We start from the raw sequence: 16,070 nt of genomic DNA on the forward strand, positions 1-16,070 counted from the left end.
AACCTGTTTATGCTTTTTTCAAACTTTGCAACAGAACCGTTAATTGCTTGTTTCATTTTTGTACGCTCCTTTATATAATTGGAATTTTTTTGTTAGCTCAACGAATTAGCGACTCGCTAGCGTATGAACAGAGTGTAGCAAGCGGCGAGTCATAGTAGATAGTGAACTTTTGTCATATTTATAAAGGACGACAAAAATTGAGTGGGCTACGGCTGTATTAATAGTTATGTCATACAAACCATGACATTTTGACACTACCGTATGTGACAGAAAAATACTTAGAATCAAAAAGTAGCTTTTAACGCATTAGCAATGAATGAGGAGGAGAGATTTTAATGACGAAAGCATCAGCTCAAAAAACTTTGCAAGATTTCTATTTCTTGTTATTTACCTTTGCATCCGGATTCTTTTACTTTTGTTTCTATCTGGTCAGTATTACATTTGCATTAGTAATGACGATTATCTTTTTGGGTATTCCCTTGTTGGCTTGGGTACTACAAACAACTCACACGTTTGTTCAGTATGAACGCATTCAGACGAAGGTTTATGCAGATATATCGATAGAGTTATTCGAACCAAGGAAAAAAGAGGAGGGAGATAAATGGATTAAAGCGAGAGATACAATCCTTAATAATAGCAACTGGAGGGCTATTTTTTGGCTCATGCAGAAATTTTTTGTCGGAATAATTAGCCTTATATGTGTCGTTATACTGTACATTACGCCACTTGTATGTATCTTTACACCATTACTTTTTCAATATTTTAATATATACTTATTGGGAATTGATATAAATTCATGGGCGAAAGCTATTTTTGTCATGATTGTTGGATGCATTCTCATCTGGATACGTATATGTATTGGAAACGGCTTAGTTCGGATAATGGGAATGTACACGCGTACTATGTTTAAAGCTATAAAGGGGTGATAATTTGTTTAAGACTTTGAAAATATGGTTCTGGTATGATTGGGTATTACTTTGTATACGTTTTATCATTTGGCTATTATTGATGTTAACGACTATCCAACACCAAGACCATTTGACTGTACCAATTTGGATCATCATTCTTTGGGAAGTCGCTTCATTTTCAGTACCTTGGATTTGTTTAATGTTCAGTTATCGCTATTATCTGTTTACTGAAATTATATTATTTGGCGGACTGTGTTTCTACTTAACTTTATTATTTCCGTCAGCATATCTTGCTTTTTTAATGCCAACTTTCATGATTGCGGCAAATAGTGCTCATAAATCATACCGTTGGTCGGGTTCTATCACAATTATTTTGTTTCCGTTGCTCATTGCAATATTTTCCAAAGTAACAGATTTATGGGTAATCATCCTACAAATTGGTTTAGCCTTTGTTATGGGTTCTTCCTTTCGTTTACTGGTTGTCAATTACCGTCAAAATGAAACTATTCGAAACCAGAAGCATGTATTGGAACAGTACGTATCTCAAGTTGAGCGAATAACATTACTTGAGGAACGTGACAGGCTCGCAAAAGATTTACATGATACGATGGGACATTCTTATACCTCAATCATTATGGGTATGGAAACATTACGTACGGAATTAAAGACTAAAGAAGGAGAGAAAAAGCTAAACTCATTATTACTATTGGCCCGTAACAGTATGGAAGAAGTAAGAATGTATTTGCATCAAATGGATTTACCACAAGAATCGCTTCCCTTAGCTGTCACATTACAACAATTGACAGAGGAATTTAAGAAACATGCAAAAATAAATGTACGTACTCGAATAATAGGGGAAGAGTATATGGTCTCCAAGCAATCAAAAATGACGCTGTATCGGAGCTTGCAGGAATCACTAACAAATGCAGTGCGACATGGAAACTCTACCGAAATTATTGTTTCACTACATTTTGAGCCGCAACAAATAAGATTAGATGTGCAGGATAATGGCTACGGGGCAGAAGAGTGGAAGGATGGTTTTGGATTAACTGCAATGAAAGAGCGCGTGAGTCAGTCGCAAGGAAGAGTCATTGTTTATTCCAAAAAAGGGGAAGGGACATTAATTTCATGTGTATTACCGAAACAAGTACAACTGTCTAATGAACAAATCCGCTTGTGTATTGTCGATGATCATTCTTTTATTCGAGAAAGTCTTCATACAATTTTGGATGGTCAGGAGGATTTACAAGTAGTGGGAATGGCTGAAGATGGAGAACGGGCTGTGGAATTGTGTGAAAGATTGAAACCAGATGTAGTATTAATGGATTTAGAGATGCCCAATCTGAATGGAATTAATGCGACAAAAATGATTAAGGAAAAATGTCCGGACATTCGTGTACTCATTCTGTCAACATTTCAGGATACAGAAAAGGCAAAGGAAATCATACGAAATGGTGCGGATGGATATTTGTTGAAATCCATAGATTCGCGTGAACTAGCTGAATCAATTCGCCTGATCTATCGGGGAGGCACGCTGATTAATCATGACTTGTTCCATAGAATGTGGGAAGAAAATAAAGAAACAGGACCTTTTGGATCAAAATCAGCTGGAAAAGAGTATGGCTTAACGAAACGCGAACTAGAGATTTTGGAACTATTATCACAAGGCAGCCGTTATAAAACAATAGCTTCGACACTTTACTTGTCAAACGGAACAGTAAGAAATTACGCCTCCAATCTCTATGAGAAGCTAGGGGTCAAAAATCGAGAAGAAGCCGTGCAAAAGGCAAAAGATACAGGATTACTTTTGTAAGAGGGAATGTAGTCAACTGCTAGGATACGTGAACAATTCTATATTTAAGAGCTACATTTTAAAAAGTGTAATTTCAATGTCTCTATTTGGGATTATTTCGCTTCTAATGAAGGAAATATGGGGAACTATCATTATTTTAATGTGATGAGAAGTAAAGATAGTTGGCATACGAATAAAGTTACAAATATTGGATTCTAGAATTTCTTACGTAAGCATTAGTTCAATGGGGTAATGTTTTCTGTCTCACTGATTATCTACGTACAAAGCACCGTTATAACAAAAAACAGATACTATTTCCTGAAGCTCTCTATAAAGAGAAGGATTTAGATACTAAAGAGATTAGTGTGATGGTACTTTATTGTAGTTAAATTAAAATATGTCGTTTTGAGTTGAAGTAAAATGTGTAATCCAATTCTAAAATTCAAATCATATTGGAATGATGCAAAAGATAATCCAAAACTGAAGTATTCAAGTAGGTCTGTGCACCCAGCCTGAAGATGGCTATCCCATTGTTGGATGTCATAATCCGATACGGGGTCGAATTGGATAGACTAGACAAGCGAACGCTTACATTCTTGCTTATATTTTTTATATGTAGTAATGTTTGTCATTTGGATTAGAAATACAAAAGGGTCGGATTGGATTCAATATGAGAAAGATAACAGGTTAATATATTCCTAATCATTTAAAGGGAAGGGGATGTGACTGAGATGAATAATACATATAATGAAAAGACACAAACATCGATTAAACAATTATTTAAAAAGTTTTCACCAAAATCTCCTGGCTTTGCATATATTGCTAGTTTCGATAGCGGAGTAACTTATAAAGGTGCAGTTGGCTTAGCTTCTATAGAGAAAAATCTACCCATAACTACAAAAATCATTTTTAATATTGCTTCAGTTTCTAAACAATTTACAGCGTTTTCTATATTACTCTTAGAACAAGAGGGGAAATTGAGTTTAGATGATTCAATTGTAAAGTTTGTCCCTTTTATAGGAGCATATGCTGAACCTGTAACATTGAGACACCTAATTCGGTTCTGTTGCAAAGATTTCTAAACTGAGATAACCTGTAGAAAAAGTGTGAGCAGGAGAATGATATATGGGGTATTTTAAAGGAAAACAGTTTAAAAAGGATATTATTTTGGTAGCCGTCGGCTACTATTGTCGTTTTTCTTTAAGTTATCGTGATGTATCTGAAATCTTGAAAGAGCGTGGTGTTTCGGTTCACCCAACAACCATCATGCGCTGGGTTCATGAATATGGAAATCTTATCTATCAAATTTGGAAGAAGAAAAATAAAAACGTTCAATTATCTTGGAAACTAGATGAAACCTATATAAAAGTCAAAGGAAAATGGTGTTATTTATATCGTGCAATTGATAAAGATGGGCACACATTGGATATTCAACTTCGTAAAAAACGGGATCATCAGGCTGCCTATGCCTTTATGAAAAGATTAGTCAAAACGTTTAGAGAACCAGCGGTTCTCACTACAGACAAAGCACCAGCATTACTTTGCGCATTTAACAAATTAAGAGAACAAGGCTTTTATATAAATACAACTCATTGTACAATCAAGCATTTGAACAATCTCATTGAACAGGACCATAGGCATGTGAAGCGATGTTTTTCCAAATCCGCAGGATTTCAAAATCTTCACCACGCTTCCCGTACCTTGAAAGGCATCGAAACCATTCATGCTTTATATAAACGAAACCGAAGTCTTGGCTCAGACTTCGGTTTTTCGACATACAATGAATTACAGGAGCTACTAACAATCGCATAAAATATACAACTTTTTGTTGGCACCACTTAACCTTAACAAAACTTTGCAACAGAACCGATTTAAACATCATAAATCATTTTTTTTACAGCATATGTGATTGCATTTGTTTTTAATAGAACAGACTTTTCATTTCGAATAATTTTATATTCAAGCGGTTTTACTATGATACTCAATACTTCCCAACCATCATATGTTTTTCTCAATTTATTCATCATTTCTTCTGTTGGAATGTTTATCTCCATTAGTGCATCCAATTTCTTATTGGTATCCATATCAATTTCTTCAACTTCAGAATTTACAATGATACAATTTATTCCGTTGTACTTCGTTCCGTCCGCCATTCGTTGAACAACTTTTTCAAATATCTCTTCTGATTGGACATGTTCTAAACTTGAAACTGCAATAATGAAATCAAAGTTATTAGGCTTAATGTCATAGTTTCCTATATCAGCTTTTTCAGTTTGAATTACTTCTTTAACTTCATATTCCTCACTGTATTGAGTTAATTTTTGCAAAGCAGAGTCTAATAAATCAACACACAAAACATTGCCGCCATTTTCTTTTATAGCTTGAGCTAATGGAATACTATTTCTACCCACTCCAGAACCTAAATCAAGCACACTAAGATTGTCTTTTCCTTCAAACAATTGAATTAGATCTATTACCGTTTTTACAGGTTTATGTAGCCACGAACCTTCTTCAAACAGTTTATAATTATCGTAACAATAGTCGTGATATTTTTTCTCCTCTTCTCTTATAACTTCAATTCTGTTCATTGTTTTTCCTCATTTCTCAAATTATGTATTCTATAAATTACTGTAACAGATTTAATATAACTTTTGAGACTATCTTATCTTGTTACTTGAAGAAAGAATGATGAATAATATATACATTTGAGATTGATATAACCAGTCAGCATTGAGATTTTTTGTTATAAGAAAGCCTAAAAATTTTGTTCTGGGGGGGTAATAAGACTTTAGCTTGATGGTGATGTGGTGATGGGGTCACCATATCAAAAAAAGTAAATTGTACGTTAGATACATTTTTCAACCGCTTCCTGTACGTTAAGGGATTGGTTGTTTTTTATAATGAAATTCTAAATATCTAATGATAATAGGTGAAAAAGACGATCAATAGTTGGGATACGGAAATGATTCGAATTTACATTCTTTCTCAATACATATTATGGATAAATAAAGTAAAATATGGGTTGGGGTTATGTCTCATGTTGTGTTAATCCTAACAATAACTAAGGGTACATAATAATATGCTTTCATACCTTTGAATAATTTTGTTATAGAAGGGATGGAGATTTAAATGGCTCAAATTGTTGGTATTGATAGATACCTTTGTACTGGGGCTTTAATCTTTAAGAGTGAGGGCCTTTCCCTAAGTCTTGTCAGGAAGTAAGGAACAGTAAGCAAACACTTATACAATATGAATAGAGGAGAGGAATGTCTTATGAAAATACGTAGTCAAATTACATGTGCAAGTCTTGCCCTTTTAATAGCTGGAAGTTCCCTGTTATATACAACGCCAGCCTCAATTGTAAAAGCAGAGCCCACTCAAAATGTATCTAGTTCGTTACAAACAAGCACTCAACGAGATCGTAATTCCGTCAAGCAAGCAATGCGGGATACATTGCAACTGGGATACCCGGGGATACTTGCTAAAACTTCCGAGGGTGGAAAAACGTGGGGTTATGCCGCTGGGGTAGCGAATCTGAGCACCAAGCAACCAATGAAAACAGATTTTCGCTTTCGCATTGGAAGCGTGACGAAGACATTCACCGCAACGGTTGTACTTCAATTAGCTGGAGAGAACCGCTTGAATCTAGATGACTCCATCGAAAAATGGTTGCCTGGTGTCATTCAAGGAAACGGATATGATGGTAACCAGATTAAGATCCGGCAGATATTGAACCATACAAGTGGTATCGCTGAATACTCAAGGTCAAAAGACGCTGATTTTATGGATACAAAAAAATCGTATACGGCTGAAGAGTTAGTGAAGATGGGGATTTCTCTGCCCCCAGACTTTGACCCAGGAAATGGTTGGTCTTATTCAAACACAGGATACGTATTACTGGGTATTCTTATTGAAAAAGTAACCAGAAACAGCTATGCGGAAGAGATTGAAAATCGGATTATTGAACCGCTTGAATTATCGAATACATTCCTACCTGGAAATTCAAGCGTTATTCCAGGCACCAAGCATGCCCGTGGATATGTCCAACAAGACGGAACAAGTGAGCTAAAAGACGTTACTTATTATAACCCAAGTGTAGCTAGCTCAGCTGGAGATATGATTTCTACTGCTGACGACTTAAATAAATTCTTCTCTTACTTGCTCGGTGGCAAATTACTGAAAGAACAGCAACTAAAACAAATGCTTACTACAGTTCCTACAGGAAGTGAAGGAATCGATGGATATGGTCTTGGAATCTATGAAACTAAGCTTCCAAACGGTGTCTCGATATGGGGACACACAGGTGGCATTCTAGGGTTTACTACTCTTGTTGGAGGTAAACTTGGAGGCAAGCATACGTTGGTCGTCAATTGGAATAGTTTGGGTAGAACTGACAGTCCTAATCCTTTTAAAAATATTTTACTTGCTGAATTTAGCAAGTAGGGGTCACCATACATGCCCATCAGCTTAAGAGATTTTAATACCCTCAAATACCAAAAAACGTTATCCTTTCTAAATAAGCTAAATTAGAAAGGATGACGTTTTCTTATGCATTTTTCGATTCAAGATGAATTACAATCATTTGCGGAAGAATTACAACGATATGTTACACCTGTATTCTTAGAAGAACTTGCAAGAGAAATCGGATTTATAAAACGAAAACGTAAGTTTTCTGGTTCAGACTTAGCTACTATTTGCATTTGGATCAGTCAACGGGTAGCAAGTGATCCTTTAGTTCGATTATGTAGTAGGCTTCATGCAGCTACTGGTACTTTAATCAGTCCTGAAGGCTTAAATAAACGCTTAAATACAAAAGCAGTTTTAGTTTTAAAACATCTTTTTTCTTTACTGCTACAACAAAAAGTATGTGAACAAACGCAAATTTCTAACCACCTCTTCTCTTATTTTCAACGAATTCGTATCCTAGATGCCACCGTATTTCAAGTGCCAAATGCCTTAGAGAATTTATATCCAGGCTCTGGAGGATGTGCCCAAACAGCGGGAATTAAAATTCAATTAGAATATGATTTGCACAGTGGACAATTTCTTAACTTTCAAGTTGGACCAGGAAAAAATAATGACAAAACATTTGGTACGGAGTGCTTAGATACTTTACGACCAGGAGATTTATGTATTCGTGATTTGGGTTATTTTTCATTGGAAGACTTAGATCAAATGGATCAACGAGGTACATACTATATTTCTCGTTTGAAATTAAACACGAATGTATATGTGAAAAATCCAAACCCGGAATACTTTAAAAATGGTGCAATAAAAAAACAATCGGAATACATACAAATTGATGTGAAACAGATTTTAAACCAACTACACCCCGGAGAAACATTTGAATTAAAACATGCTTATATTGGTGATAAACAACAACTGTTTTCACGTGTTATTTTTAATCGATTAACAGAAAAACAACTTCAAAAAAGACGAGCGAAAATCTTGGAGAAAGAAAAATCCAAAAATAGAACGTACTCAGAGAAAAGTAAAATGGTAGCGGGATTAAACGTGTACGTGACGAATACACCTTGGGAATGGGTTCCGATGGAACAGGTACATGAGTTATATACTTTGCGTTGGCAAATAGAGATTATCTTTAAAACATGGAAATCACTCTTCAAAATAGACCATTATCGTAATGTAAAACAAGAACGATTAGAGTGCCAATTATATGGAAAGCTAATCGCTATTTTTCTGTGCTCCTCTACTATGTTTAAAATGCGCCAACTTCTTTTGCAAAAGAAGAAAAGAGAATTAAGCGAATATAAAGCGATAGGAATGATCCAAGATTATTTATATCTTTTATATCAAGCTATACAGAAAGACACTCAAGAAATAACAAAGATTCTAATCCGTCTATTCCACCTACTACAGAAAAATGGGCGGAAATCTCATCGATATGAGAAGAAAACAGTCTTTGATATTATGGGTGTTGTCTATGAGTATAGTAGACTTAGAAAACAAAAAAAAGCTGCATAATCTTTAAAAATGATACCTATCTAGGTTTATTTAGCATGCTTATTTTTAAGGACACAAAATATTTTAAGAGTTTTTTAGTTCAAATGAACAAAAATTCATTTTATTTCCGTTCTTAAGTTGATGGGCATGCGGTCGGGACCCCAACAAGTGGTAATTCACTAATTGTAGCTAAATGTTTTACAACTGCTTCAATATACTCTGGATCTGCATTTAAACCTGTACCAACTGCCGTTGCTCCCATATTTACTTCGTATAAATGTTGACGTGATTGCTTGATGCGTTTCATATCACGTTCAAGTACGCGAGAGTATGCTTTAAATTCCTGTCCAAGACGAATTGGCACAGCATCTTGTAAATGTGTACGACCCATTTTAATAACATGGTCGAACTGTTCTGCTTTTAATTCAAATACATCATGCATATAACCCATCGTTTGTAATAAGCCTTCTAATGCATTTAATGTTGCGATATGAATCGCTGTTGGGAATGCATCGTTTGTTGATTGTGCCATATTTACATGGCTATTTGGACTAATATAATGATAGTCTCCCTTTTCCATTCCTAATAATTCAAGAGCACGATTGGCAATGACTTCATTCATATTCATATTTATCGATGTCCCTGCCCCGCCTTGAATAGGGTCCACGATAATTTGATCATGCCATTTCCCTTTTATCATTTCATCTGCCGCTTCCACGATAGCTTTACCAACTCCTGAATATAGACGTTTAACATCCATATTTGCTTGTGCCGTAGCTTTTTTCACCATAGCCATCGCTTTAATTAATTCTTCATGTATTCTATATCCTGTCATTGGAAAATTTTCAACAGCACGTAAAGTTTGAATTCCGTAATATGCCTCGATAGGTACTTCCTTTGATCCCAAAAAATCCTTCTCAGCTCGCATGTTCTTATTTGTAACTGACATATTAATTTCTCTCCTATATTAAATGTAAAACTCAAAAAACAGATGAAGTCATTACCAATCCTTGTCAGATTTAAGTGTTAAATCATATGCTAAAGGCGTTTCAAAGGTTTCTTTAATTTCTTCTAATTTATTAGTCTTTCCAAGCGTCCACATCAATTTTGCCATGATGGCTTCCGTATTCATATCTCCTGATAATATCACTTGATGCTGTGCTACTTTCCGTCCTACTTCATAGAGAAGTATATCTTCTCCTTCTTCCAAGCATTGAGTAGTAATTACTACTGCAATTCCCTCTTCAGTAAGTTCTTGAATTTTCGAAAGCAAGTTCCTTCCTTCAAAAGGTAATCCACCGTTACCAAAGCTTTCAATAATGATTCCTTTATACAAACCTTTTAGACAATCAAATATCTCCGGTTTTGTACCTGGATACAATTTCATAAGAAAAACATCTGTACATAAATTAGTATTTACTGAGAGTTCATTACTAGAAGACATTGGCTTCCAATGATATTTAACTTCATTTTCATTTACTTCAGCAACATAAGGATAATTCACACTTTCAAACGCATCATAACTTTTTGTACGCATTTTAACAGCTCTTGTCCCAATAATGACTCGACCATCAAAAACAATGAACACGCCGCCAATATCCTCACAGGAAAACCTTAGGGCATCAGCTACATTTTTCTTTGCATCTGTTTTTTTAAAACTGATGGGGACTTGTGAGCCTGTTAAAACAACCGGTTTTTTTAGATCTTGAAGCATATAAGAAAGCGCAGCTGATGTATATGCTAAAGTATCTGTCCCATGTGTAATCACAAATCCGTCATAATCATCATAATGATTAAAAACAGTATTAGTCATTTCTATCCAATGCTCAGGCTGCATATTGGTACTATCAATATTCATTAAGATTTTGCAATCTATTTCTAAGTTTTGAGATGACTTCGAGAAATAATTCAACAATTCCCCAGCAGATAATCCTGGAACAAGCCCTTCGTTTCCCTCCACAGATGCAATAGTTCCACCAGTTGCAAGTAATAAAATCCTCTTCATGAACAACACCTCCATAAAATAAACAACTATACATCGTTCGCGAAATGCGTATTTATATTTATAATTATAGAACTTAATTTGGAATAATCAAGGTTTTGTATTCAATACGCGCACTTTTTTCTATTCTTGATTATTTTTCTATGTTATAATTGATTCAATAAAAATAGATGGGGTATGAGACGAATGCTGGAACGTTTATCTGAATTAAGAAAAAATCGAAAATGGTCCTTACAAGATACAGCAGATCGACTTGGGATTGCGAAAAGCACCTATGCTGGGTATGAAAATGGTTATAGATTGCCTTCATTACAATCTTTATCCAAAATAGCAGATTTATTTGATACATCCGTAGATTATATATTAGGCCGAACTGAAAATTCACAACAAAACAAAGATGTAATTGATATTACAAAACTACTGAAAGATCCAGATCAAACACTTTTAATAGATGGAGAAGCACTGTCAACAGAAGAAATAATTGACTTTATTGCTTTTGTGAGGAGTAAAAGAGAACTAAGCTCCGGGAGAATAGAAAATATTTTATCTACATTTGAAAATTAATAGCATAAAGAACGAGAAAGAAATACATTTTACCCTTTAAACTTAGAAGTACTGATACTATTAATTTGCAAATGATATGTATGCGATTAGTGCGGAAATATTATTAATCAGACTTTATTTCATTAACGGTTCTGGTGCAAAAAAAACGAAGCCTCTTGCAAGTAATCTCCTAAGCTTGGACATACTGATAATATTACCCTAAAAAGATGTGTGATCAGTATAGGAAACTGCAAGATAAAATATAAGAAAAAACACTCGCCTAAATTGGAAAAATTTTCAGTTGTGGCGGGTTATTCTTTGAATCGTTTCCGTACCCCCTTTATAAAAAAACTAAGGTAAAAAAGAATCGAAGTCAAAATTGAAGTGAACCCTGAAAATGGGACACACATCAAAACACCTAAACTACCTGTTCCTTATATTCTTTAGGGGATAGGTAGTTTAATTTTTCCTGAATTCGCACACAATTGTAGTAATGAATGTATTCTAACACAGTCTTTCGCACAGTTGTGTTGGATACTTTTGTTAGATTTTGTGAGTAGAAAGCTTCGCTTTTCAAATGTCCGAAGAAGCTTTCCATCACGGCATTATCATGGCAGTTTCCTTTCCGAGACATGCTTGTGATAATGCCTTTTTCTTTGGCATACATCTGAAATTACTTTGCTGTATAGATGCTTCCTTGATCCGAATGAAGAATGACACCTTCTGCATTTCGTCCTCTTAATGCTTGTTTTAATGTCTCTATAGATAATTGAAGGCTAGGTGATTCACTTATCACCCAGCTAACAATTTCACGATTAAAGGCATCCATGATTGTGGAAAGATACAAGGTACGTTCTCCGAATGTCAAATATGTTACATCAGTAAACCATTTTTCATTAGGAGCTGATGCTTCAAATTGTCGATCTAAAAGGTTTGGTGCTACCACAGGTTCAGCACCAGTGATATACCTTTTTTTCTTACGACGTACACGTGATAGTAAATCGTAATGTTTCATAATGCGTAATACCTTTTTATGATTGATACAAATCCCATTTTTCTAAGGGTAGCTGTAATCCTTCGGTATCCATAACGGAGTTTATGACGCAAACACACCTTTTAACAGCCTTCTCTATTTCGCCTGTAGAAACTTGTGCTGTGTTTACCCAACGATAGAATGTTGAGCGTGGTAAGTCTAACACTTTACATAGTTCTTTTACAGCCATTTTATCTTTCACTTCATTCCATAGCTGAGCTACGATAACTGGGTTCAACTCCTTTCGATTTCCAGGTACTTTTCCCATACAAGTAATTGAGCCTTTAAATGTTTGTTTTCCAAACGTAACTGCTCTATTTCACTTAACTCCCCAGGTCCTTTTCCGTAAGAATACTGTTTACCTACAGGTTGTTGGAAACGATGAGTTTGATCTGTATGATACCAGTTCATCCATCTTTTAATTTGACTTACATTTTTAATCCCTAATGTTTCCATAATTGTTCGGTTAGAATAACCTTCTTTTTTCATTTCAACGACTTTCCATTTTATTTCTTCTGGATAATGAACTCTTTTCTTCAAATGAAAAACACCTCCATTTAATTCGCATTTAGTATGCGAATTAAGGAGGTGTTTTTTTCATGCCCCATTAATGGGGTTCACTTTAATTACTACAAGGTCTTTTTGAGACAATGTCAATAAAAGGGCAAAACAAACTATCTTATCAGAAAAACTAGGGATCACTATATCTTAAGACTACTAGGACACCTTTATTATACAACAAATATTAACATTTACAGGGGGGTTTTATGTTTTTTCTTTCAATTTAGAAATTGCAGAAATAAATTTTAAGTTTATAAAGTTTAAATTCCTTTCATTTTCTTAATGATTCGATATTCGAAACTTCAAGTAATAGCCCCTTAAATTTCTTTGTTATCACGTAATTCCACGATCGTTCCTTCAGGCGTTTTTAATTTATATAAGTGACCATTCTCTACATGATAAATGATCTCGTCATTTTTCAAAACAAAATGGGTGTTTACTTCTTTTAATCGTTCAACCTCTTGCTGAAGGTTTTCTACCCACAAACAGAAATGAGCAAGCCCTTCACTATTTGAATTGGCCACGGCTAGCTCCTCACCCTGCTTACCCGTTTGTAATTCGATATAAAACGCACCTAACTTCAACCAAGTATTAAATGTACGTCCGTGAAAATTCGGCGACTCTTCGACAATTTCAAAACCTAATGCTTTTGTATAAAATGCCAAGGTTTCTAAATATGTATTAGTTTGGATACATAGATGATGCACATAATTTTTTGTCATTGATTTTTTCTCCTTCTTTAAACTGCCCTATAGTTTAAGTACATTCCTTCATAATCCCCATATATTTTAACATAAATATCCAATTTTCTTCAGAGAAGATCCTCCACAATATGGCCCTTTAGTGGAGTAACTTTATTGCTGCTCAACAGTTCCTTAATTCACCTTGCAGTTCAGATCTTCTTTTCACTTTTCACTATAAAAACATTCCTTTAGATAAAACAGATCCAAAGGGGCAAAACATCGTGACTTTTTTTAATTCGACACCAATTCCTCTCACAGTCCAATAATACAACAACAATCGCATCTCTTTTCTCTAGGCCAATTTTTCAACTACCTTTTTATTATTAAAACAAAGTTTGCTAGTATTCTATGTTTTAATAATAGAAATGCTTGTTTATTAACACTTATAAGAGACTTCTAAATGTGTCTTTTCTTAATGAAAAACCCCCACACACTCTGCAGAGATCAAGTGTAAAACAAGAACACCATCAAAATAATACATTTATTATCCAATAGCAAAAGACCACCTATTTCCGTAGATGGTCTCTGCCTCTTCAGCTTTATTGTACACATTTAAATTATACTGCTAATTGCATGCTATATTTCTATGCAATTTTGCATTTATGCTATTTTTCATTATAGTAATAGTGAAAAACATCTATACTAAACTTTGGAAATATTTCATATAAACATTATCAATTTACTGTATATTCCGTCAATGTTAAGCTTTAAGTGTAATATCTGTTTGAACCATGTCCCCTAATACAAGGTTTAAATAGTCATCTCAATACGCGAGAACAAACAGAGAAAAGGCACCTTAGGGTGTCTTTTCTTTATAAAAAATCCCCACACAATGTGCAAGGTCAAATGTAAAATACCACTTTTAGGGGTACCACCCCATCGCTATCAAGCTAACAAAACTAAATTTCCTTAAAATGCAAAAATACGCTATTCTTTCTGTAGAATCATAGGAAAGGAGCATGAACTTATCGACTTTTGATAAATTAGAATTGTTTTCTAAAGAGTTACAACGATATATGTCACCTGATGCTTTAGAACATATCGTGCACAAGATTTAGTAGCTCTTTGTGTTTGGTTAAGCGAAAACATAGCAAACACTTCATTGACACAACTATGTAGTAGATTAGAAACCAACACAGGTATTTCTATGAGTCCAGAAGGACTCAATCAGCGCTTTAATTCTCAAGCTGTACAGTTGTTACAACAAATATTAGCCTCATTACTCCATCACCAATTTTGTTTATCTAGCCAGATTCCAACATCGTATATAAACTACTTTCATCGGATTCGTATATTGGATTCCACACATTTTCAGGTTCCAGATAAATTTGTTTCTACATATCAAGGTTCAGGTGGTAGTGGTCAAAATGCTGGTGTGAAAATTCAACTATAATACGATTTATTAAGTGGTCAGTTTCTACATGTTCATGTCGGATCGGGAAAACACAATGATAAAACCTATGGTTCTACTTGTTTAACGTCTCTTCAACCGAACGACGTATGTATACGTGATTTAGGATACTTTGACTTAAAGGACTTACATACTATAGAAGAGTGTAATGCTTATTTTATTTCAAGATTAAAGCTCAATACACGTATATATCAGAAGAATAAAGAGCCCGAATGCTTTCAAAATGGAACCATAAAAAAGCATTCCGAGTACATCCAATTAGATATGGAGCAATTCATTGACCAATTATCCCCCGGTGAAACATATGAAATCCCTAAGATTTATATTGGAATGTATCAAAAGCTTCCTGCAAGGCTAATTATGTATAAATTAACTGAAACGCAAATGAAACGTAGGCAAAAGGATTTGGCAGCTAAAGAACACAAGAAGCAAATCACCTATAAAGAACGCAGTAAGCGGCTCAGTGCAATTAACTTTTACATTACAAATTTTCCTTTGGAATATCTACCAAAGGAACAAGTATACGATTTTTACTCCTTACGATGGCAAATTGGCGTGTCCAGATAAGGACACATTATCTAGTTGGTGAAAGTCCAATCGGGAGAATAGACTCCACTCCCGTAGCCTGAGAGGCGCCATGAAGTGAAAACAACATAGCGAAGCCCTCTGACATCACATGCAAAAGGCATGTGGGCAAATCTCCAGGTTGTAACGTACAGTGAACGTAGACGTAGCCTCGTTACACGCAATTCCGGTGGCTGAGACGGTCGATAACGTGCGAAAGCAGCAAGAACTGACCGAAACGAGTCTGAAACGGCAGTTCTCACCGGCGGGGTATCAGCGGCGACATGGAGAGAAAGATAATGTGGAAACTGGAGAAGCCCTCGACACCCGATGAAGAAACCTCATCGAGGAGACCGTCTCTATAACCGCGACCGGGAAGTGAGACCGGTAGGTGTCAGGGTGGCGGAACGGATCGTAGTACCAGAGATCTGCGTGCAGTAAAACGCGTGGGGAGGGAAGGGTCCGAACCTGTAAATATTTCGTACGACCAAAGGAGGCAAGGGTGCCATGACAAAAACACCTATTACTTTGCAGGAACTAAGGCGACGA

General features: G+C 35.3%; 9 protein-coding genes and 4 pseudogenes. 8 read left to right on the plus strand and 5 right to left on the minus strand.

Annotation, left to right across the window (positions count from 1 at the left end; translation table 11 throughout):
- Window positions 1-335 precede the first annotated feature (335 nt).
- The 4 genes and pseudogenes from Y7E_RS0127095 to Y7E_RS0127110 all read left to right on the plus strand — a co-directional run bounded on the left by Y7E_RS0127095 (window position 336) and on the right by Y7E_RS0127110 (window position 4,512).
- Window positions 336-926: a sensor domain-containing protein gene (locus Y7E_RS0127095; protein ID WP_017154325.1), complete on the plus strand. Its 591-nt coding sequence runs from the start codon at window positions 336-338 to the stop codon at window positions 924-926.
- Between the two features lie 4 nt (window positions 927-930).
- Window positions 931-2,721, plus strand: a complete 1,791-nt coding sequence (locus tag Y7E_RS0127100) for a helix-turn-helix transcriptional regulator (RefSeq protein ID WP_017154326.1) — start codon at window positions 931-933, stop codon at window positions 2,719-2,721.
- A 710-nt stretch (window positions 2,722-3,431) separates the two neighbouring features.
- Window positions 3,432-3,758, plus strand: a pseudogene (locus Y7E_RS0127105) (serine hydrolase domain-containing protein); the annotation flags it as partial.
- A 67-nt stretch (window positions 3,759-3,825) separates the two neighbouring features.
- Window positions 3,826-4,512 (plus strand): IS6 family transposase, encoded by a 687-nt coding sequence (locus Y7E_RS0127110; RefSeq protein WP_017154328.1) that lies wholly within the window; start codon window positions 3,826-3,828, stop codon window positions 4,510-4,512.
- 59 nt (window positions 4,513-4,571) lie between these two features.
- Here the strand turns inward: Y7E_RS0127110 and Y7E_RS0127115 are convergent, their stop codons facing one another.
- A complete protein-coding gene (locus Y7E_RS0127115) occupies window positions 4,572-5,288 on the minus strand; it encodes a class I SAM-dependent methyltransferase (protein WP_017154329.1) in 717 nt (238 codons plus the stop codon).
- Between the two features lie 685 nt (window positions 5,289-5,973).
- On the opposite strand from Y7E_RS0127115, the gene Y7E_RS0127120 reads away from it, so the two are divergent.
- Both Y7E_RS0127120 and Y7E_RS0127125 read left to right on the plus strand, forming a co-directional pair.
- On the plus strand, window positions 5,974-7,143 hold the full coding sequence (locus tag Y7E_RS0127120) for a serine hydrolase domain-containing protein (RefSeq protein ID WP_017154330.1): 1,170 nt from the start codon (window positions 5,974-5,976) through the stop codon (window positions 7,141-7,143).
- A gap of 105 nt (window positions 7,144-7,248) precedes the next feature.
- Window positions 7,249-8,685, plus strand: a complete 1,437-nt coding sequence (locus Y7E_RS0127125) for an IS4 family transposase (RefSeq protein WP_017154331.1) — start codon at window positions 7,249-7,251, stop codon at window positions 8,683-8,685.
- A 139-nt stretch (window positions 8,686-8,824) separates the two neighbouring features.
- On the opposite strand, the pseudogene Y7E_RS30465 reads toward Y7E_RS0127125, so the two are convergent.
- Window positions 8,825-9,613: pseudogene (locus tag Y7E_RS30465) on the minus strand (lyase family protein); the annotation flags it as partial.
- A gap of 51 nt (window positions 9,614-9,664) precedes the next feature.
- Window positions 9,665-10,669 (minus strand): asparaginase, encoded by a 1,005-nt coding sequence (locus tag Y7E_RS0127135; RefSeq protein ID WP_017154333.1) that lies wholly within the window; start codon window positions 10,667-10,669, stop codon window positions 9,665-9,667.
- A gap of 183 nt (window positions 10,670-10,852) precedes the next feature.
- Here Y7E_RS0127135 and Y7E_RS0127140 point away from each other — a divergent pair, with 183 nt between their 5' ends.
- Window positions 10,853-11,230, plus strand: a complete 378-nt coding sequence (locus Y7E_RS0127140; RefSeq protein WP_017154334.1) for a helix-turn-helix domain-containing protein — start codon at window positions 10,853-10,855, stop codon at window positions 11,228-11,230.
- A gap of 397 nt (window positions 11,231-11,627) precedes the next feature.
- Here Y7E_RS0127140 and Y7E_RS30470 read toward each other — a convergent pair.
- Window positions 11,628-12,782 (minus strand): annotated as a pseudogene (locus Y7E_RS30470) (IS3 family transposase).
- Window positions 12,783-13,120: 338 nt separating this feature from the next.
- Entirely contained in the window at window positions 13,121-13,525 is a 405-nt protein-coding gene (locus Y7E_RS0127155; RefSeq protein ID WP_017154336.1) for a VOC family protein, read from the minus strand.
- A gap of 980 nt (window positions 13,526-14,505) precedes the next feature.
- On the opposite strand from Y7E_RS0127155, the pseudogene Y7E_RS30475 reads away from it, so the two are divergent.
- Window positions 14,506-15,509, plus strand: a pseudogene (locus tag Y7E_RS30475) (IS4 family transposase); the annotation flags it as partial.
- Window positions 15,510-16,070 lie beyond the last annotated feature (561 nt).

The organism is Bacillus bingmayongensis (assembly GCF_000299035.1).
Taxonomy (GTDB): domain Bacteria; phylum Bacillota; class Bacilli; order Bacillales; family Bacillaceae_G; genus Bacillus_A; species Bacillus_A bingmayongensis.